This window comes from Chromatiales bacterium (assembly GCA_020445605.1).
Classification (GTDB): Bacteria; Pseudomonadota; Gammaproteobacteria; order JAGRGH01; family JAGRGH01; genus JAGRGH01.
This window is the reverse complement of the sequence record JAGRGH010000059.1, coordinates 53,885-72,671: the sequence shown is the minus strand read 5'-3', so window position 1 is coordinate 72,671 and position 18,787 is coordinate 53,885. Positions and strand designations below refer to the sequence as shown.

Genomic DNA, 18,787 nt, shown 5'->3' with positions numbered 1-18,787 from the left:
ACTGAAGCGGGTTCATTCACAGACCGGCGCAACATGCGCGCCGGAGCGTTCTATCAATCAGTATCGTCTTCGTCGCCGTCGTCGGCGTCGGAATTCTCGTCCGGCTCAAGAACAATCGCATTGCTCACAAGCTGGTGCACGCTGACGATCGCGTGCATATCAATGCCGTAATACGGCATGACCTTCGTAAACTGGCTCTTGCAGATCGCGCAGATCGCGGCCATGTTCGTCACGCCGTGATCGGCCACGACCTGCTTGAGGGCCTGCGCTCTCGGCATCGCGCCTTTTACCCGCAGGTCCATCAGGTCGTCGGTCAGAAGCCCGCCGCCGCCGCCGCAGCAGAACGTGCTTTCAAAGATCGTTTCCGGCGCCATGTCCACATAGTTGTTGCAGACCGCCTTGATGATCGCGCGCGGAATCGTGAACTGGCCACCCGGCTTGTTGCCCATGCGCGAGGCCCGCGCAACGTTGCACGAGTCGTGATAGGTCAGAACCATGTCGTCGTTCGCGGATTTGTCGAAATTCAGCTTGCCGCGTTCGATCAGGTCGTGCGTGAACTCACAGATGTGCTGCGGCACGGGATAGTTGGGATCGAGAAAATCGAACGGCCCGGCAAGCGTGTTCAGGAAGCTGTAGGCAACGCGCCACGCGTGGCCGCACTCGCCGAAAATGATGCGCTTGACGCCGAGGTCCTGTGCGGCCTTGCGAATACGCAGTGCAACCTTGCGCATGTTCTCGTAGCTGCCGATGAACATGCCGAAGTTTGCCGCTTCGGACGCATAGGAACTCAGCGTCCATTTCACGCCCGCGGCGTGGAAAACCTTCGCGTAGCCGATCAGCCCGTCAACATGCGGTTCGGCGAAGAAATCGGCCGACGGTGTCACGAGCAGGATATCGGCACCTTCCTGATCCAGCGGGAACTTGACGGCGACGCCGGTTTCGTCGAGCACGTCTTCTTCGAGCCCTTCGAGCGTGTCTGCAAGCGCAGGCTCGGGAAGGCCGAGATTGTTGCCGATCTTGTGGACCTTGCCGATGATCTCGTTGTTGTATTTCGAGCCAACGCCAATGCTGTCCATGATCTCGCGTGCGGCCATGGAGATTTCCGCCGTATCGATGCCGTACGGACAGAACACCGAGCAGCGACGACACTGCGAACACTGGTGGTAGTAGTTGTACCAGTCGTCGAGAACCTCCTTGGTGAGGTCCTGCGCGCCGACGAGCTTCGGAAACAGCTTGCCCGCGACCGTGAAGTAGCGACGATAGACCTTGCGCAGCAGATCCTGCCGGCCGACCGGCATGTTTTTAGGATCCTGCGTGCCCAGATAGTAATGGCATTTGTCGGTGCAGGCGCCGCATTTGACGCAGGCATCGAGATAGACCTGAAACGATCGGTACTTGCCGAGCAGATCGCCCATCTTGTCGATGGCCTTCTGCTGCCAGTTGTCGACCAGTTCGCCCGGGAAGCCGAGTGCATCCTGAAAGTCCGCCTTGGCGATGTACGGCCCGGGACCGGCCATCGATCCGATCTGGATCGGCGGAATCTCGTACTGCTCGCGCAGCTCCGGAATCTGGATGTCGTCTTTAGCCATCGGTTTCAGTTGCGATACAACGGAACGGGAACTCCCGCTCTTATTGACCTGCCTCTTCGAGCTTGCGGGCCCACTGCGCCAGGTGACGACGCTCGCGCGGGTTGTCCACTTGGTTTCGCGTCGGGCTGAAGAAGATGCCCGGCGCATGCAACAGCTTGCTGAACGGGAAGATCAGCGCCAGGATCAGCACCAGACTCAGGTGCACGATCAACAACGCATCCGCCGGCAGCGGCTGCCAGGAAAAGGTGAACAGTCCGATGACAAAATTCTGCAGTGCAATCACGTCGGTATGCACGACATAGGTCATCATCAGGCCACTGCCCGCAATGGCGAACAGCAAGATCAGCATCAGATAGTCCGACGGCGCGGAGATATACCGCACACGATCGACGAACACCCGGCGTGCGAACAGCCCCGCCAGCCCGGCGAGCATCATGAATCCCGCATACTTGCCGGCGGCCTGAACAAGCTCCGTGCCGAGCGGCCAGATGACCGGGTCCATCGCATAGCGCAGGTGCCGGAAAAAGGCCAGCAGGAGCGCCAGATGGAACATCCATCCAAACAGCCAGGTCCACTTCGTCGCCTTGAACAGGCTCTCAAAAAATACGACTTCGCGCGTCATGCGCAACACGACACCGGTCGTCGTGGTCGGCGCCGGCGTCGTCGGGATTTTCAATGGCGCAGGCGTGCGCGCGTACAGCGCAATGCGTTTGATCGTAAAGATCAACAGCACAGCGACCGCGAAATAAAACAGCAGCGCGTAGATGACTGACAGAGCATTCATGCTCTGGCCACCTCCATCAAATCAGGCCGGGAAGAGCCCGGAGGCGACGGTTCGCCGCCTCCGGTTCGCAAACGGATCAGACGCAGCCAGTCGGCTTCGGCAGACCGGCGTAACGGCACGCCTGTTTGCCCGGGCCGTACGGGAACAGCGAGTACAGGTACTTGCTGTTGCCCTTGTCCTTGCCCATTTTCTTGCCGACAGCCTTGGTCAGCACGCGAACGGCCGGAGCGATCTGGTATTCCTCGTAGTACTCACGGAGGAAGTTGATGATCTCCCAGTGCTCGTCGGTCAGATCCAGTTCGTCCTGTTTGGCCATCTCGGTGGCAACCCCCGGTTCCCACTCGTTGATGTTGGCGAGGTAACCTTCCTCGTCGGTTTCCAGGGACTTACCGCTTACTTCGATAGGCATGATGTATCTCCCAAGCTCAGCTGAAAATTACGATAGGTCGCGCTCGATCAAAGCCAGGCCTGCACCTTGTCGGCACTGGCCGCGAGATCGACGAAACCCGCGTAATCGACTACTTCGATGCCGTCGATCAGTTGATCGGCACCGAACCCACGGGCACTCAGATCGGGCCCCAGAACATAAACCTTGCGGTCCTTGGTCGCCGCGGCCACCTGCGACTCGGTCGCGGCGCCCTTCAGGCCGGCATAAACGCCGTCCTCGTAGAACAGGATCGCGCTGCCCGGCAGTGCATAGCCGAGGCAGGTATTCAGACTGTTGCGCTCGAACGGCGAGCGATTGACCGTGTGCAGAATCGACATCATCGCCTCCGTCAGAAGTTGAACAGAACGTCGTGTTCGTCCATAAGCTTTGCGAGTTCCGCGCGGCTCAGGACCTGGATGGAATCCTTCTCGGCCCAGTCGTCGTCTTCATCTTCGTAGGTCAGCTGCATGAGCTGATCGGTGCTCAGACCGCGCTCGTCCAGCGACTCCTGTTCGACATACAGCTTGCGTACGTCGTAATCGCCGAGCGCCTGATAGGTCGGCGAGAAGTTCTTGATGCCGATGTCGGTCGTCTTCTGGCGGGCGACGAGCTGATAGACACCGTCGTCGACAAACGCCATGGAAACATCCTGTTCGAACGCCGCGCCGATCAGCACGACCTCGAGCGCCTCCAGGGCGTAGACCGTGCCATGCGGTGCACGCCGGTTCACATACAGGAACTTTTTGGTCTTTCCGCCTTCGTCAGACATTTCTTGCTTCCTCCAACGAATCAGTCGCCAAAGACCATGAGACGGTCCGCCTGGATGCCAGCCTCGATCAACTGACCGAGCCCGGAGATCCGAAAGCCCGGCGCGATGTTGTGCGCATCCTTGCCGTGGCGCTTCATCTCGTCGGCATCGACGATGCCGCGACGCTGGGCCGCGGCAACGCACAGCACCATGTCCAGCCCGTGCTCGGTGGCGAGTTCGGACCAGCGGTTGACGATGTTGCGATCGTCCTGTGGCGGCGTCGTCAGACGCGTGCCGTTGTTCACGCCGTCGTGGTAGAAGAACACGCGCATCACCTCATGGCCCTTCGCCAGCGCGGCCTTCGTGAACTGGTACGCGCTGTCCGAGGCCTGGTGCTGATACGGCCCTTCGTTGACCTGAATTGCGAACTTCATACCGGTCTGCGCTCTCAGAAGCGGATGTAGGCCGACGAATTGAGGCTCTTGCGCGCACCACGCCAGTTGTCGATGTGGTACTTCGTGAACGGCAGCTCGGTCAGCTCGAAGAAACGCGGCCAGCCGATGCGGTCGATCCAGTCGTTGATGCGCTCCCAGTCACGCGCGTCTTCACGATAGGCCTTGAGGATGCGCTTGACGATCGCGGTGGCCTCCGGCCAGCGCGGCGGATTGTTCGGCACGCCGGCGGCGACCAGCTTCTGGAACGACGGCTTCGAGCGGGCGTTCGAGTGATTGCCACCGACCCAGATCGCAAGCTTCGTGTTCTCAGGGTCGTTGATCTGCATCGGCGGGCACGGCGGGTAGCACGCGCCACAGCAGATGCATTTCTTTTCGTCGACTTCCAGCGACGGCTTGCCGTTGACCATGGCCGGGCGAATCGCCGCGACCGGGCAACGCGCGACGACCGACGGACGCTCGCAGACGTTCGCGACGAGGTCGTGATTGATCTTCGGCGGCTTGGTGTGCTGCACGTTGATCGCGATGTCACCCTGACCACCGCAGTTGATCTGGCAGCAGGAAGTCGTGATGTGCACGCGGTTCGGGAACCGGGCGTGCTTAAAGTCCTCATAGAGCTCGTCCATCATGGACTTCACGACGCCGGAGGCATCGGTGCCCGGGATGTCGCAATGCAACCAGCCCTGGGTATGCGAAATCATGGTCACGGAGTTCTGCGTACCGCCGACGACGAAGCCAGATGACTCCAGCGCCTCGATCAATGGCTCGACACGAGCCTCGTCGGTCACCATGAACTCGATGTTGCTGCGGATGGTGAAGTGCACATGGCCATCCGCGTACTTGTCGCCAATGTCGCACAGGTGGCGCAGCGTGTAGAGGTCAAGGATGCGCTGCGTGCCCGCGCGCACCGTCCAGATCGTGTCGCCGGACTTGGCAACGTGCTTCAGCACACCGCACTTCGGGTGCTCGTGGTAGAGCCACTGGCCGAAGTTCTTCTGCATGGTCGGATGCATGTACTGAAAGCCGTCCGGACAGCCGGACTCGATCGGCATGCGATGCTGCTCTTTCGCCATCAATCTTCTCCCGTTTCAGGATGCTTTCGCGCAGCGAGGCCACCGGGGCGCATGGCCTGCGCCCCAGATCCCCGACTGTCTGTCTTAGCTCTTTAAGAAATGCCGCGCCGGCCGTCAGCCCGCGGCTTCTGCCTTGCGTGCGAACCACTTTTCGGCTTCTTCATCCCAGCCGTCGGTACGCACGTACGAGCATTCACGCGGATGGTTGATCATGTTCGGATCAACATCCACACCAATGCCCTCGAGGAAATTTACAAGACCGATGCGTTCGATCATCTCGCCGCAACGCTCGTGCTCCAGCGCGTTCTCGGCCCAGAAGTCGATGGTTTCCTCGGCGAGCTCCACGAGTTCCTCGTAGTCTTCCGTGGTTTCGAGCTTCTTGAACGGCAGGATCACGGTACCCATCAGGTCACCGATCTTGAGCGTGCGCTTGCCGCCGATCAGCACCGTGACGCCCTTGTCGTCACCCGGATGCAGGGCCTTGGGCATGACGTTCAGGCAGTGCATGCACTTGACGCAGTTGCGGTTGTCGACGACCAGCTTGTCGTCGTCGGCGAGCGACAGGGCATTCGTCGGGCAACGCGTGATGACGTTGTCGATGATGTACTTGCGGCCCTTCTTCGCGATGAAGGCCTTCACTTCGTCCTGGTTGACCTTCATGTCGTCGCGCCAGGTGCCGATCACAGCCATGTCGGCGCGCTCGACGGCGTTCTGGCAGTCGTTCGGGCAACCCGAGACCTTGAACTTGAACTTGTACGGCAGTGCCGGACGGTGCATGTCGTCGATGAAGTTGTTCACCAGCAGGCGGTGAATCTTGATCTCGTTGCAGTTGGACATTTCGCAACGTGCCGCGCCGACGCAGCTCATCGCGGTGCGCACGCACGGGCCCGCGCCGCCGAGGTCCCAGCCGTATTCGTTGATTTCGTCAAAGAAATGCTGGGTGTTCTCGGTCGAGGTGCCGATGAACATGATGTTGCCGGTCTGACCATGGAAGGTCACCAGGCCCGAACCCCACTTCTCCCAGCTGTCGGCAAGCGTGCGCAGCATGGAAGTCGTGTAGTGGTTGCCGGCCGGCGGCTGTACACGCAGGGTGTGGAATTCTTTCGATTCGGGAAACGCATGACCGACTTCGGAGAAGCGCGGAATGATGCCGCCGCCGTAGCCGTAGACACTGACCGTGCCGCCTTTCCAGTAACCCTTGCGGGTTTCGTAGGAGTGTTCAAGCTGGCCGAGCAGCGAGTTGGTCATCTCGCGGATGCGCGGCTCGGGATGCTGGTCACGCAGGCGCTTGATGCCTGAAATGAAGCTGGGCCACGGGCCTTTCTCCAGCTCGTCGAGCATCGGCGTGTCATGGAGTTGCATCGTCATGAGTCTGTCGTCTCCTCAGATTGCTTCGTTGCGATCGCGGCCCAATGCGGTTGCGCCTTGGAAAACGCTGCCACGGTCACGATGTATTTCGTCCGAGCCCCGGCCCGCACACTCAGGTGTGCCGTGGCACATGCAGCCCAGACGGTTCATGTTAGCCCAGCGCCCGGTTTCGACACATCGCCCCTGCTGGGGGGCTGGGGCCGACACGGCATACCCCATTCGGGATAGGCGCCGGAGGCCCAGCCTGAAACCGACCGGCTTGGGGGTGAACCCAAACAGCGAATTTGTATTAAAATTTTATTATTCTGTCAATTACTAATTGAAATGCCCCCCGCGCCTACCCGTCACTCCGCCCCGTCCAGATCGCCGTTTGCGCTCGACGACAGCCGCGCATACGACGCCTGGCGCGCAGAAAAACTCGAGTCGGTACAGCTACTTGCGGCGAGCCCGAGGATCATCGAGGTCGATGCGGACCCAAGCGCGGACCGGGCCGCCCTCGCGAACCTGCGCGACGAAGTCGCCCGGCACAACGTGGCGGTTTACCGATCCCGACACACACCGGACGATCCGATTGCTTTCGTTCGCACGCTGGGCAGCGCGCTCGGACTCAAGCGCATCGACGGCAATCTGTGCGCCGACGAGGCTTCCGGCGTCAGCGTGCTCGAGGTCGCGGGCGCCGGACGCGCGACGGGTTATATCCCGTACACGAATCGTCCGCTTTCCTGGCATACCGACGGCTACTACAACGACGCCGATCACCAGGTGCGGGGCTGGATATTGCACTGCGTCCGCCCCGCCCAGACCGGCGGCGAGAACGCGTTGCTCGATCACGAGCTCGCCTACATTGCCCTGCGCGACGCCGACCCGCGGTACATCGAGGCCCTGTCGCATCCCGAGGCGATGGCGATCCCGCCCAACGAGGAAAACGGCACCGAGATCCGCGGCTGGACCATCGGCCCGGTGTTCAGTACCGACGCCACGGGTCACCTGCACATGCGCTACAGCGCACGCGGGCGCAATATCCGCTGGCGCGACCATTCGGCAACCCGGGACGCGCGCGCCCTGCTCGACGAGCTGTTAGGCGACGCCAACCCGCAGGTGCGTCACCTGCGGCTCGCGCCGAATGAAGGCCTGGTGTCCAACAATGTCTTGCACAATCGCACGGGATTCACCGATGGTGAACAGCCCGAACAGCAGCGGCGCATCCTGCGCGCACGCTATTTCGACCGCGTCGCAACCGCGCCAACGACCGAGGCCTGAACGATGCTGATGCTCAGTGATCTTCTGATCGCGCACAAGGATGTCGACGGCTTTCCCGCGCTACTTGAACTCGTGCAGGCCGCCGCGCGCCGTGGCGAAATGCACTTTCGCATCAACGTGAAGCCGCCGTTCCCCGACACGCCGGACGACTGGGAAGACCGCCTCGAGGCGGCCTTTTCCGGCCGGGTCTAACGCGCATGGCGAGCCGTGAAATGCCACCGCTGACCGACGCCGTCGCACTACCGTTTGGCGAGCGCGGGGAATCCGCGGCGGTGCTTGAGGCCCAGCTTGCCGAGCTCAACCAGCGCTACGCGGCCGAACGCGCCGCTGCGAGCCCGGCCGAGCGCGCACGCATGGAACTCGAGATCGCGCGCTTTCATGCCGAGCTCGACGACGGCGAGTCCGCCTGGCGCTACGCCGAACCCGCCGCTCGCGCGTTCGTCGAACTGGGCGACTGGTCGGCCGCCGTGGAGGGCTTCGATGTACTGTTCCGCTCCGATCAGGCCGCTTCTCTCGCCGCGCTCGGCCAGGGCGTATGGCTTGCGGTCAGCATGCCGGTCGACCCGGAACTCAGCGTCACGATGCTCCAGCACATCGTCGATGAGACGCCGGACGATTCGGACGGCGCCGCGGTCGCCGCCGCCGCCGCGGTGTACCTGGTCGAGCTGCGCGCGCAGGACGAAACCCAGCACAAAAACCTGCATTTTTTTGCGAGTCAACTGCTCGGCGTCGTTGCCCGTCGACATGGCGAAGTCACCACCCAGGCCGAGTTCGAACTGTGGTTCTCGCGCCTCGAACTCGACGACCCCACACGTTTTCTGCCGCGACTGCGCAACGTCATCGACGTACTCGTGCAGGACGACTGGTGGTTCGACCGCGACGCCCTGCGCGCGGCGATGCCGGAGGACTGAGATGCTCTGGCAGGAATCGGATGCGGATTCCCGTTACGTCGTCCCGGACACCGTCCAGGATCTCGCATTCGCGCTGGAATGCCGCCAGCTGCCGGTCGACCACGCCGACGCCCTGCGCGCCGCCGTGCTCGCCGAACTGCCCTGGCTCGCCGACGAACCGCTGGCAGGCATACACCAGATTCACGTCGCCGAATCGGGCAACGGCTGGTTTCGACCCGATGACGAAACCCAGATGCTCTGCCTTTCGAAACGCACGAAACTGCACCTGCGGCTGCCGGCCCACCGGCTCGAACAGGCCATCGCACTGAGCGGACGTGAAATCGAGGTCGCGGGCCAGACGATGCGCGTTGGCAAAGCCAAACCCAGGACGCTTTCCACCCAGGGCACGGTGTTCGCGCGCTATGTCGCCCTGCCCGAGCATGACGAGGACCGCTTCATCGCCCACGCCGCCGAACGGCTGCGCGAACGCGGAGTCACGGTGCGCAAGGCCATGTGCGGGCGCACGCACGTGATCCAGACGGCGAGCGGTCATCTCGAAACCCGCAGCCTCATGATCGCCGACCTAAAACCCGACGAGGCCGTGCGCGTGCAGCAGACCCCGCTCGGCGAGGGCCGCCTGCTCGGTTGTGGGCTGTTTCTCCCGCACAAGGGCATCGAGGCCGTGAAATCGGCCTCCGACCAGCAATCGGGGTAGATCGGTCGACCCGGTTAGACGTCATCGGGCACCGTGGTCTAGAATGCCGCGCCCTTTGGCGCGTCGCCACGGACCGACCGTTGCCCGCAGACCGCGCCAAGCGCTTTAGAAACTGACTCAGTTGCAGAGGTAACAAGCGATGTCGATTGAAATCAACGGCAAGACCATCGAAACGACGGCCACCGGCTACCTGGTCAACGCGGAAGACTGGAGCGAGGATCTCGCCAAGATCATCGCCAGCCAGGAAGACCTTGAGCTGACCGATCGCCACTGGGACCTGATCCACTTTCTTCGCGACGAGTTCTTCAACAACCGCGAGAATCAGCCCAATACGCGCCAGATCGTCAAGGCAATGGCCGACAAATGGGGCGAGAAGATCGGGCAGAAGGACGTTTACGACCTGTTCCCGATGGACCCGAGCAAACAGGGCGGTCGCATCGCGGGGCTGCCGGAGAGCCGGCGCAAAGGCGGATATTGATCCGCCCGGGAGCTTGCCCATTCGGGATATGGTCCCCCGCGACCCAAACCGCGGATAATTCCAAAATATCTGAAATTTTGTGCCGCAGCCTTCCCGGCGCGGCGAACGACGTAAGAGGTAATCAAGCCATGGCCAAGGGTGTCGTCAGCAACGATCCGGCAATGATCAAAGCCAAGCGTGCGAAGATCGAGGAAATGCTCGAGATGCAGCGCAAGTTCATGGAAATCGAGCATGAACAGGGCGTCACGCTGAAGGACCTCTACCATGAGCCGGAAGGCTTCCTCGGCGAGTACATGGAGAAGTACCAGTCACTGGCGACCGACGTGGTCGACAGCGCGCACGAGGTCAAGGGTTCGATCCGCACCTGAGCGGAAACACCCGACCAACAAAAAAGCCGGCTTCCGCCGGCTTTTTTGTTTCCTGGCCAGGTCTGCGCTAAACCTCGGCCCACATCCGGATCAGATTCAGGTACGCGCGATTGACCTGCTGGGCGGCGGTCGCATTCGGGTCTGCCTCCAACAAAGACTCGCGCGCCAGATCGAGTTCATACAACAGCTCACGCTGTTCGGGCGAACGCACCATGGACTGAACCCAGCACACCGCCACGATGCGCTCACCGCGGGTAACGGGCGCGACCTGGTGCAGACTCGACGCCGGATAGACCACGGCATGCCCCGCCGCAAGTTTCACCCTGCGATCGCCGAAACTGGTGCGAACGACGAGTTCGCCGCCGTCATAGCGATCAGGCTCGTTCAGGAACACCGTCACGGCGATGTCGCTGCGAAACCGTTTGCCGGCACCCATCACCGGATCGTCGATGTGATCACCGTAGGTCATGCCCGGCCGATAGCGCGCGAAAATCGGGTCCGACACTGAAAGCGGCAGTGCGGCGGATCTGAACCGCGGGCTCTGCGCCAGTGCTGTGATGATCAGTCTGTAAAGGTTCTGCATCTGCTGCGGCGGCAGCTGCCCTTCCTCATTGCGCTTGACCGTCCGCGCGGCCTTGCCTGCGGTCGCACGCCCGTCCACGAACTGTGATCCGGCCAGCGCCGCAACGACATCGCCGACCGCCGCCGGAGCCAGGATTTCCGGAATTTCAAGCAACATGGGCTAAAATCCCCGCCTATGAAAAGCGCAGCAAAACGCCTCGAACTCGTTGTCGAGGAAGTCGTGATTCCCCTCGACGTACCAGACAATATCATCGCAGGTGCCAGCGAATTCTTCGACCGTCTGGACCGCGACCTCGATGCCGGCTGGCAGATGAGCCGCGACTGGATCGCCTCGCCCGATCGGGATCAACGCGTACAGATCGTCGCGCATCGACTGCTTTCGGCGCTGGAAGCGGAAAACGTCAGGCTCGCCGTATTGCTGGCGGGGTACATCGCCGCGCGCGCACCGCACGTCGAGCGCATCGAACTCGATACCAGCGGCGAAATGCAGGCCACACAGCTTCAAGGCGACGCTGCCGCCACGCCACAGATGTCCGCACCACCGCCTGCGCCGGCCAGCGCGGGCGTCGACCGCCTGGAGGCCCTCGCACAGGCACAACGTGAAGTCAGTCAGCCCTACAAGGTCGGGCGCAGCTGGCGCTTTTCGATCTACAACCAGTCGCTGGGCATCTGGGAAGATGGCCCGACGGTAAAGACCGAAGCGGAAGCCGATGATTTACGTGCGGAAGCCTGCCGACGTCGATTCAACGAACTCGCCGCGGGACTCAAGCAATAGGCAAACTCTGAATACTTCAGAGTTTCCTGCGGCACACGGAAGTGCCGCTCTGGCAATCCTTCTACGGATTGATCAACGCTTCCATAGGCGACGCACCGCAAGTCGCTGAGCACCATTGCTGCGTTGCAGCTATTGCGCTGCATCAATTCCGGTGCCAGCAAAAACTCGCGCTGACGCGCCGACTCGTTCAAAATGCCGCCGCCTCACTCAGCTGACGAACCCATCCCGAAGAGATGTCGGAGCCTTTCGCCCGCAACCGCAAATCGCGGAATTCGAACAGCGCCCACGCGGCGCAAGCGGGCATGGCACTCCGACAAATGTGCGCCTGCACAAATTCCGGCCACTTTTAGACCGTGGCGGAACTTTTCAGCGTCATGGCACCGCTGCTGGTGCAATACCGTGATGGCACACGTCATTTGATTGCGCAGCGTTTCCCGCACCCGCGCGGTCTGCTGTACTTCGAACCGTTCTGGCATCTTCCGGGTGCCGCGACCCGCATTCATCTGCTCGAAGGCGATCTCAGAGGCGAAGGCCCCTGGAAGATTGGCGATGCCACGGTTCGTGTGCTCGGCTGTCATCACACCGACCCGAACGAGGCACTGACCCACGATCGCTGGATTGAATACGTCGAGACGCATGCGCACGAGGTGCCGTCGATCACCGATCAGATCGCGCTCGCGCGATTGCACGGCGCATGTGTTGAACCAGCAACGCGAAAGGCCAGCGCGTGAACATCGCGACCATCACACGGCTGTTTCCCGTCTGGGCCGTCCTCGCATCACTCGCGGCGTGGTACTGGCCGGCGTCTCTCGTCGGTCTGAAAGACCTGATCGTGCCACTGCTCGGCGTCGTGATGTTCGGCATGGGCGCGACACTCACTGCATCGGACTTCGCAAACGTTGCGCGCAGACCGCGACTGGTCGCCATCGGCACGGTGTTGCAGTTCGCCCTGATGCCGTTCGCGGCCTGGCTGATCTCCATGGCCCTGGATCTCGACCCAATGCTCGCCGCCGGGCTCGTCCTGGTCGGCGCCTGTCCCGGCGGCACGGCCTCCAATGTCGTGTGTTATCTCGCCCGCGGCGACGTTGCGCTGTCGATCACGCTGACGACCGTATCCACACTGCTTGCGGTGATCGCAACGCCCCTGCTGACCTGGCTCTATATCGGCACACGCGTGGAGGTCCCAGCAATCGAGATGCTGTGGTCCATCGCGCGCATCGTGCTGGTGCCGGTATTCGCGGGCATCATCGTCAATCACTTCTTCGCGGCGCGGATCGCGAAGGCCAAATCAGTGTTTCCGCTGGTTTCGATTCTCGCGATCGTGCTGATCATCGCCATCATCGTCGCACTGAACTCTGAGCGCCTGGGCACGCTGCTGGGACCGGTGCTGCTCGCGGTCGTCCTGCACAATGCGATCGGCCTCGCCGGCGGCTACTACGGAGCGCGTTTGTTCGGCTACGGAGGGGTCGAGGCGCGAACACTGGCGATCGAGGTCGGCATGCAGAACTCCGGCCTGGGTGTCGCGCTTGCGAGCAAGTTTTTCGCGCCGGCCGCGGCCCTGCCCGGCGCACTGTTTTCCATCTGGCATAACCTCAGCGGCGCCTGGCTGGCCGCACGCTGGTCCGCCCGCGGGCGAACCATCGGCACCGCCACGCGTCGCATCCAAGGAGTCGTTTGATATGGCAATGAAAGACCGGCTGCACCGCAGCGAACTCGCCGTTCCGGGCAGCAACCTGCGCATGCTCGAAAAGGCACCCACGCTGGGCGCCGACCTAGTGTTCCTTGATCTCGAAGACGCCGTCGCTCCGGACGACAAAGTCCAGGCGCGTGCGAACATCATCAAGGCGCTGAACAGCATGGACTGGTCGCGCTGCTCAGTCGCGATCCGCATCAACGGGCTCGACAGCCACTACGCCTATCGAGACATCGTCGAGATTGTGGAACAGGCCGGCGACAAGCTCGATTCGATCCTGATCCCGAAGGTGAACCAGCCGTCCGACGTCGAGTTCGTCGCCCTGCTGCTCTCGCAGATTGAGGCAGCGAAGGGGCTCGCGCCGATCAACCTGCACGTGCTGATCGAAACCGCAAAGGGCATGGCAAACGTCGAGCGCATCGCCGAGACCTGCCCGGAGCGCATGGAGGCGATGGTGTTCGGTGTCGCCGACTACGCCGCGTCCCTGCAGGCGCAGACCACGCAGATGGGCGGCGCGAACCCCGAGTACGCGGTGCTGACCGATGCCGACACGGACGGCAGACGCGAGCGTCACTGGGGTGATCAATGGCACTTTGCAATGTCACGCCTGATCGTCGCCTGTCGCGGCAATGATCTGCGCCCGATCGACGGACCCTACGGTGCCTTTGACGATCCTGCCGGCTTCGAGAGCGTCGCCCGCGCGTTCGCGGCACTCGGCGGCGAGGGCAAGTGGGCGATTCATCCCAGCCAGATTGCAATCGCAAATGAGGTGTTCACGCCCGCACCCGCCAAGGTCGACCGTGCACGCCGCATCCTGCAGGCGCTGGAACAGGCCCAGGCCGAAGGCCGCGGTGCCGTCTCGCTGGACGGCCGCATGATCGACGCAGCCTCCATCCGCCAGGCCGAGGCCATGCTGCGCAAGGTGGAACAGATCGAACGCGGCATTCGCAAACAGGCCGCCTGACCAAAGCAAACTCTGAAAAAGTTCAGCGTTTCCCGCGGCGCATGGACGCGCCGCCACAACGACGGCTACACGCCGTTGAAAATGCTAGGGAAACTCTGAACAATTCAGAGTTTCCCGCGGCACAGGGAAGTGCCGCCATTTTCAACGGATGTAAGACGTTGAAAATGAAAGAAGACGAAAAGTCACTCTTTTTCGTCTTCGCGGCTGTGGCACTCCTGGACGGATTGACCGGAGCTTCCCAAACAATTCGAGCAGACGCCGAACCATCGGCGCACGCGACTGACGGCACGCTCCGCGTGCCGTGATTGAACAATCGAACCGGAGACTCAGACTTGAACATTCACGAATACCAGGCCAAGAACCTGCTGCGCGAATACGATGTGCGGGTGCCCAAGGGGCGCGTTGCACACAGCGATTTGCACGCGGAATCGGCCGCAAAGGAACTCGGCGGTGAACGCTGGGTCGTCAAGGCGCAGATTCATGCCGGCGGGCGCGGCAAGGGTGGTGGCGTTCGCGTCGCCGACTCACTGGAAGCGGTTCGCCTCGCGACCGATGCGCTGATCGGCTCGCACCTTGTCACCCCGCAGACCGGCCCCGAGGGACGCATCGTTCACCGTGTGCTCGTCGAGCAGGCGCACGAGATCAACCACGAGTTCTATCTGAGCCTGCTGATCAATCGTGCGACGCAGCGCATCACGCTGATCGCATCGGCCAGCGGTGGCATGGATATCGAGGAGGTCGCCAAGCGCGAGCCGATGAAGGTCGTTCGCGAATCCGTGGACCCTGCCGTCGGATTGCTCGACTTCCAGTGCCGCAAGATCGCCGCACGCATCGGGCTCACCGGCAAACTCATGAACCAGGCCGTGCGCATGATGCGCGGCCTGTACCGCTGTTTTCGCGAAAAGGACGCCCTGCTCGCCGAGATCAACCCGCTCGCGATCGTCGACGGTGACACACTGATGGCGCTGGATGCGAAGTTCAGCTTCGACGACAACGCGATGTTCCGTCTGCCCGAGATCGCGGACCTGCGTGACTTCGACGAGGAAGACCCCAAGGAAGTCGACGCCTCCGGCCATGGACTCAGCTACATCGCGCTCGACGGCAACGTCGGCTGCATCGTCAACGGTGCCGGACTGGCCATGGCCAGCATGGATGCCATCACGCTGTATGGCGGTCGACCCGCGAACTTTCTCGACGTCGGCGGCGGCGCCTCGCCCGAGAAGATCGCGAACGCATTCCGCATCGTGCTTGAAGACCCCAACGTCAAGGTCGTGCTGCTGAACATCTTCGCCGGCATCAATCGCTGCGACTGGGTTGCCAACGGCATCGTCAAGGCCATGCAGGAACAGCACATCGGCGTGCCGATCGTGATCCGCCTCGCCGGCACGAATGTGGAGGAAGGACGCAAGATCCTTGCGCAATCAGGTCTCAGCTATATCGAGGCCGCAAATCTCGACGACGCCTCCGCAAAGGCCGTCGCCGCACTCGGGGGGGCCGCAGCATGAGCATCCTGATCGGAAAAAATTCGAAGGTGATCTTTCAGGGTCTCACCGGCCAGCACGCCAGCTTCCATGCGCAGGAAGCGATGAAGACCGGCACGCCGATGGTTGGCGGCGTGACGCCCGGCAAGGGGGGTGGAACTCATCTGGGTCTGCCGCTGTTCGACACCGTCGCCCAGGCCGTTACGGCGACCGGCGCGAACGTATCCGGCGTGTTCGTGCCGCCGCCGTTCGCGGCCGATGCGGTCATGGAAGCAATCGACGCCGGCATCAAGGTCATCGTCGTAATCTCCGACGGCATCCCCGTGCAGGACATGGTGCGCGTGAAACGCTACCTGGTTGGACGCGATGCGGTCATCGTCGGGCCGAATACGGCGGGCGTCATCACTCCGGGCGAGTGCAAGGTCGGCATCATGCCGGCGAACATCTACAATCCGGGCAGCGTTGGCATCGTCTCGCGTTCCGGCACGCTGAACTATGAAGCCGTGGAACAGATGAACGTTCTGGGACTCGGCCAGTCAACGAGCGTCAGCATCGGCGGCGACCCGGTCAATGGCTGCGACTTCATCACCATCCTGCGGCTGTTCGAGGAAGACCCGCAGACCGAAGCCGTCGTCATGATCGGCGAGATCGGCGGACCGCAGGAAGTCGATGCCGCAAAGTGGGCGCAGGCGCACATGCACAAGCCGCTGATCGCCTACATCGCCGGCGTGTCCGCCCCGCCCGGCCGACGCATGGGTCACGCAGGCGCGATCGTCTCCGGCGAAGCCGATACCGCACCCGCCAAGATGGCGAGGCTGCGTGAATTGGGCGTGCACGTGGTGGACAACCCCGCCCGCATCGGCGAAACCGTTCAGCAGGTCATCGCAGCACGGCGCAAAAGCGCCTGAGTAACACGACCGCGGCGCGCCGACTGACTCAAGCGCGCCGCGGAAACTGCAAACGGAAAAAATCTACGGCCGCGGTGGCGGGCCTGGCGGATTGCGAACTGGCACAAGGAACACGTCGTCCCGCAGTTCGCCGCGGATTGCGGTGTTGTTGCGAATCACATCCGCGAGCGTGGTGGATCGAACCTCGTCGAGTTCCATCCGCGTCAGCACACGTTCGTACCAGAACCGGTCGCCCATGCGCAGGGCCTCGAACTGTGCGCTGAGGATCGTGCGCACCAGCTCACCGACCATCGCACCTTCGACGTGGGTCTCGGCCAGACCGCCAACCCACAGATCGACCTCGTCGACACTCGCATAGGCCTCGGCCAGGCGCGCACGCACCCGCGGATCGTCACTGATCTCGTCGAAGCTTGCCTTGCGCGCCAGCCCCATGGCCTCGCGCATGTCGTTGTAGGTAGGCAGACCGTGGTCGCGACCGCGCTGGATGTTCAGCGACGCCAGATCGAAACCGCCCGCGCCAGGCGCGCCGAACAGGAAGTTGCGCACGTCGTCGACGACGAACGGATCGATTTCCTGACAGCGCTGCATGGCGAGTCCGCGCAGCAGCGGTTCGATGCCGCCCTCGTCGGTCAGTCGCGATGGTGAGAAGAACGCGTCGCGCAACGGCAGATGACCCTCGGCAATCTCGCGCCCGCGCGCATCCAGGCGCAGGATCTGTGGACTCAGCGCGCTATGTCCGAACCGATAGGCGGCCGTCGAGAATTCATTGCGAATCGCGCCGTCAACCTCCATGACATAGCCTTCATACGGTCCGAGCGCGTCGGGCCCGAGCAACAGCGGCAGGAACTCGTTGTAGGTAATCGATTGCATCAAGGCGCCGACCATGCGCCGCGCGCGCTGATAGATGGCCTCGTCGTTCAGGAACCGGTTGCCAGCGCGAATCCGGTCGGCCTGACGGTTGTGTTCGCGCACAAACAGGGTGTGCATGACCGTAAGCCCGACCTGCTCGTTCGCACGCACATCGCCGGCCACAAACAGCGCGTCGCTGGTACCGCCGGCGTTGGAGAGTCCGTCGACATTGAACGGCAGCAGGTTGCCCGCGCTGGTCTTCAGCCGCCCGGTGCCGTCCAGCGTGCGCAGCGCACGCGCGCGCGCATCGTCCGATCCGTACACGTTGGACGCATCGATCCAGCCGGTGATCTCGTTGACCTGAATACGCGGTGTATCCGCATCCACACCGGACTCCGCCGCGTAGAGCGAACGGTTGAACGGGATCGTCGCGCTGCCCGTGGCGTCCGGATCGAAAAACGGGTCGCCCACGGGCACGCTGATGTCGGCCGACTCGGGCGGGTCCGTACCATCGGTCAGATCGAGGTCGTGATCCAGGAACTGGCCCCATTGCCAGAGGAAATCGCTGGCGCCGCGCGCGTTGACGCGGCTCGAATCCTGGGCGGCGACGATGTTGCTGATCTCGCGCGCGCCGAGCCGCGAACTGCCGGCCAGCGTGGAGATGCCGTCGCCGTAGTCGCTGGCGGCGAACCGGTGCAACGGCGTGCCGGCGGCACCGATGGTCGGATCCATTGGATGATTGCCGCTGCCGTCGATCGACCGGATCGCCGAGCGCAGGTTGAGGTCGGCGGGCGCCGCCGGCATGCGCTGGATGCGCAACACCGGCGACACACCGGGGTTGGGCGCATTGCCGTCGGCCTCGCGCAGCATATCGGCGCCTTCGGGGACGATCTGGGCCGAGGCCGCGATGGACAGCCCCAGTGCGGCCAGCAGGGTCGAGTGTTTGAGAATTCGGGTAACGATCATATCGTGTGCTCCGTATTGGACGATGCGCGGATCAGAACGGCCGTGGGCAGCGCGGCGGCGGATGCGCCCTGGACGCCGGGGGCCCGGCCTGCGGGCCGGGCGGCGGTGGCGCATCGAACTCCGCAGCGGTCAGCGCGCCATCGCCGTCGGTGTCGAACCACTGGAAATCCCGCACCATGGTCCGGCGCCGGCGTTCAGCCCAGAACGCGGCGAATTCGCCGATGGTCAGCCCCCCGTTCTGATCACGATCATGTCGCTGGAACCATGTTGTGCGTTCCGCTTCGGCGGCGCAAGCTCCGGGCACATTCGGCCCGTGGGCGGACGCCATGGCCGCCGCCAGCGCAAGCAGGCTTGTGGCAATCTGCATGTCGGTTTCCTCCGTCGCTGCCGGCCCACGCCGGCCACGCTGCACACGCT

The 18,787-nt window shown here is 62.8% G+C and carries 23 protein-coding genes; 12 read left to right on the top strand and 11 right to left on the bottom strand.

Translation table 11 applies throughout. The annotated features are described in order from the left end of the window. Positions 1-53: 53 nt before the first annotated feature. The 8 genes from KDG50_15180 to dsrA form a co-directional block, all read right to left on the bottom strand. On the bottom strand, positions 54-1,589 hold the full coding sequence (locus tag KDG50_15180) for a (Fe-S)-binding protein (protein MCB1866760.1): 1,536 nt from the start codon (positions 1,587-1,589) through the stop codon (positions 54-56). A 40-nt stretch (positions 1,590-1,629) separates the two neighbouring features. Further along, positions 1,630-2,373: a respiratory nitrate reductase subunit gamma gene (locus KDG50_15175; protein MCB1866759.1), complete on the bottom strand. Its 744-nt coding sequence runs from the start codon at positions 2,371-2,373 to the stop codon at positions 1,630-1,632. A gap of 76 nt (positions 2,374-2,449) precedes the next feature. Beyond that, entirely contained in the window at positions 2,450-2,782 is a 333-nt protein-coding gene (locus tag KDG50_15170) for a TusE/DsrC/DsvC family sulfur relay protein (protein ID MCB1866758.1), read from the bottom strand. A 47-nt stretch (positions 2,783-2,829) separates the two neighbouring features. After that, complete coding sequence (gene tusB / locus KDG50_15165; protein MCB1866757.1) at positions 2,830-3,138, bottom strand: sulfurtransferase complex subunit TusB; 309 nt, start codon at positions 3,136-3,138, stop codon at positions 2,830-2,832. Between the two features lie 11 nt (positions 3,139-3,149). After that, on the bottom strand, positions 3,150-3,569 hold the full coding sequence (tusC, locus tag KDG50_15160) for a sulfurtransferase complex subunit TusC (protein MCB1866756.1): 420 nt from the start codon (positions 3,567-3,569) through the stop codon (positions 3,150-3,152). 20 nt (positions 3,570-3,589) lie between these two features. Then, positions 3,590-3,982 carry a sulfurtransferase complex subunit TusD gene (tusD, locus tag KDG50_15155; GenBank protein ID MCB1866755.1) on the bottom strand — a complete coding sequence of 131 codons (393 nt, stop codon included), beginning with the start codon at positions 3,980-3,982 and terminating at the stop codon, positions 3,590-3,592. A 14-nt stretch (positions 3,983-3,996) separates the two neighbouring features. Further along, the gene (gene dsrB / locus KDG50_15150) at positions 3,997-5,073 is read right to left on the bottom strand and encodes a dissimilatory-type sulfite reductase subunit beta (protein ID MCB1866754.1); all 1,077 of its coding nucleotides are present in this window, start codon (positions 5,071-5,073) and stop codon (positions 3,997-3,999) included. A gap of 114 nt (positions 5,074-5,187) precedes the next feature. Continuing rightward, a complete protein-coding gene (gene dsrA / locus KDG50_15145; GenBank protein MCB1866753.1) occupies positions 5,188-6,441 on the bottom strand; it encodes a dissimilatory-type sulfite reductase subunit alpha in 1,254 nt (417 codons plus the stop codon). Positions 6,442-6,765: 324 nt separating this feature from the next. Between dsrA and KDG50_15140 the strand changes: the two genes are divergently transcribed. The 6 genes from KDG50_15140 to KDG50_15115 all read left to right on the top strand — a co-directional run bounded on the left by KDG50_15140 (position 6,766) and on the right by KDG50_15115 (position 10,152). Beyond that, a complete protein-coding gene (locus tag KDG50_15140; protein ID MCB1866752.1) occupies positions 6,766-7,701 on the top strand; it encodes a TauD/TfdA family dioxygenase in 936 nt (311 codons plus the stop codon). Positions 7,702-7,704: 3 nt separating this feature from the next. Next, positions 7,705-7,893, top strand: a complete 189-nt coding sequence (locus KDG50_15135) for a sulfur relay protein DsrC (protein MCB1866751.1) — start codon at positions 7,705-7,707, stop codon at positions 7,891-7,893. Positions 7,894-7,898: 5 nt separating this feature from the next. Further along, positions 7,899-8,612 carry a hypothetical protein gene (locus tag KDG50_15130; GenBank protein ID MCB1866750.1) on the top strand — a complete coding sequence of 238 codons (714 nt, stop codon included), beginning with the start codon at positions 7,899-7,901 and terminating at the stop codon, positions 8,610-8,612. A gap of 1 nt (position 8,613) precedes the next feature. Next, entirely contained in the window at positions 8,614-9,306 is a 693-nt protein-coding gene (gene cas6 / locus KDG50_15125; protein ID MCB1866749.1) for a type I-MYXAN CRISPR-associated protein Cas6/Cmx6, read from the top strand. 139 nt (positions 9,307-9,445) lie between these two features. After that, positions 9,446-9,784: a TusE/DsrC/DsvC family sulfur relay protein gene (locus tag KDG50_15120; protein ID MCB1866748.1), complete on the top strand. Its 339-nt coding sequence runs from the start codon at positions 9,446-9,448 to the stop codon at positions 9,782-9,784. A 164-nt stretch (positions 9,785-9,948) separates the two neighbouring features. Continuing rightward, positions 9,949-10,152 (top strand): hypothetical protein, encoded by a 204-nt coding sequence (locus KDG50_15115; GenBank protein MCB1866747.1) that lies wholly within the window; start codon positions 9,949-9,951, stop codon positions 10,150-10,152. Positions 10,153-10,219: 67 nt separating this feature from the next. Here the strand turns inward: KDG50_15115 and KDG50_15110 are convergent, their stop codons facing one another. After that, positions 10,220-10,891, bottom strand: a complete 672-nt coding sequence (locus KDG50_15110; GenBank protein MCB1866746.1) for a Fe2+-dependent dioxygenase — start codon at positions 10,889-10,891, stop codon at positions 10,220-10,222. Between the two features lie 18 nt (positions 10,892-10,909). On the opposite strand from KDG50_15110, the gene KDG50_15105 reads away from it, so the two are divergent. The 6 genes from KDG50_15105 (at position 10,910) to sucD (ending at position 16,555) form a co-directional block, all read left to right on the top strand. Next, on the top strand, positions 10,910-11,509 hold the full coding sequence (locus tag KDG50_15105) for a hypothetical protein (GenBank protein MCB1866745.1): 600 nt from the start codon (positions 10,910-10,912) through the stop codon (positions 11,507-11,509). Between the two features lie 374 nt (positions 11,510-11,883). Further along, positions 11,884-12,240, top strand: a complete 357-nt coding sequence (locus KDG50_15100; GenBank protein ID MCB1866744.1) for a hypothetical protein — start codon at positions 11,884-11,886, stop codon at positions 12,238-12,240. Between the two features lie 2 nt (positions 12,241-12,242). After that, on the top strand, positions 12,243-13,187 hold the full coding sequence (locus KDG50_15095) for a bile acid:sodium symporter family protein (GenBank protein MCB1866743.1): 945 nt from the start codon (positions 12,243-12,245) through the stop codon (positions 13,185-13,187). Position 13,188: 1 nt separating this feature from the next. Beyond that, positions 13,189-14,166: a CoA ester lyase gene (locus KDG50_15090; GenBank protein MCB1866742.1), complete on the top strand. Its 978-nt coding sequence runs from the start codon at positions 13,189-13,191 to the stop codon at positions 14,164-14,166. 332 nt (positions 14,167-14,498) lie between these two features. Then, positions 14,499-15,671 carry an ADP-forming succinate--CoA ligase subunit beta gene (gene sucC / locus KDG50_15085; protein ID MCB1866741.1) on the top strand — a complete coding sequence of 391 codons (1,173 nt, stop codon included), beginning with the start codon at positions 14,499-14,501 and terminating at the stop codon, positions 15,669-15,671. Further along, positions 15,668-16,555: a succinate--CoA ligase subunit alpha gene (sucD, locus tag KDG50_15080; protein ID MCB1866740.1), complete on the top strand. Its 888-nt coding sequence runs from the start codon at positions 15,668-15,670 to the stop codon at positions 16,553-16,555. Before sucC ends, sucD begins: the two co-directional genes overlap by 4 nt. A gap of 63 nt (positions 16,556-16,618) precedes the next feature. On the opposite strand, the gene KDG50_15075 is transcribed toward sucD, so the two are convergent. Next, positions 16,619-18,370 carry a peroxidase family protein gene (locus KDG50_15075; GenBank protein MCB1866739.1) on the bottom strand — a complete coding sequence of 584 codons (1,752 nt, stop codon included), beginning with the start codon at positions 18,368-18,370 and terminating at the stop codon, positions 16,619-16,621. A gap of 31 nt (positions 18,371-18,401) precedes the next feature. Next, positions 18,402-18,737 carry a hypothetical protein gene (locus KDG50_15070; GenBank protein ID MCB1866738.1) on the bottom strand — a complete coding sequence of 112 codons (336 nt, stop codon included), beginning with the start codon at positions 18,735-18,737 and terminating at the stop codon, positions 18,402-18,404. Positions 18,738-18,787: the final 50 nt, after the last annotated feature.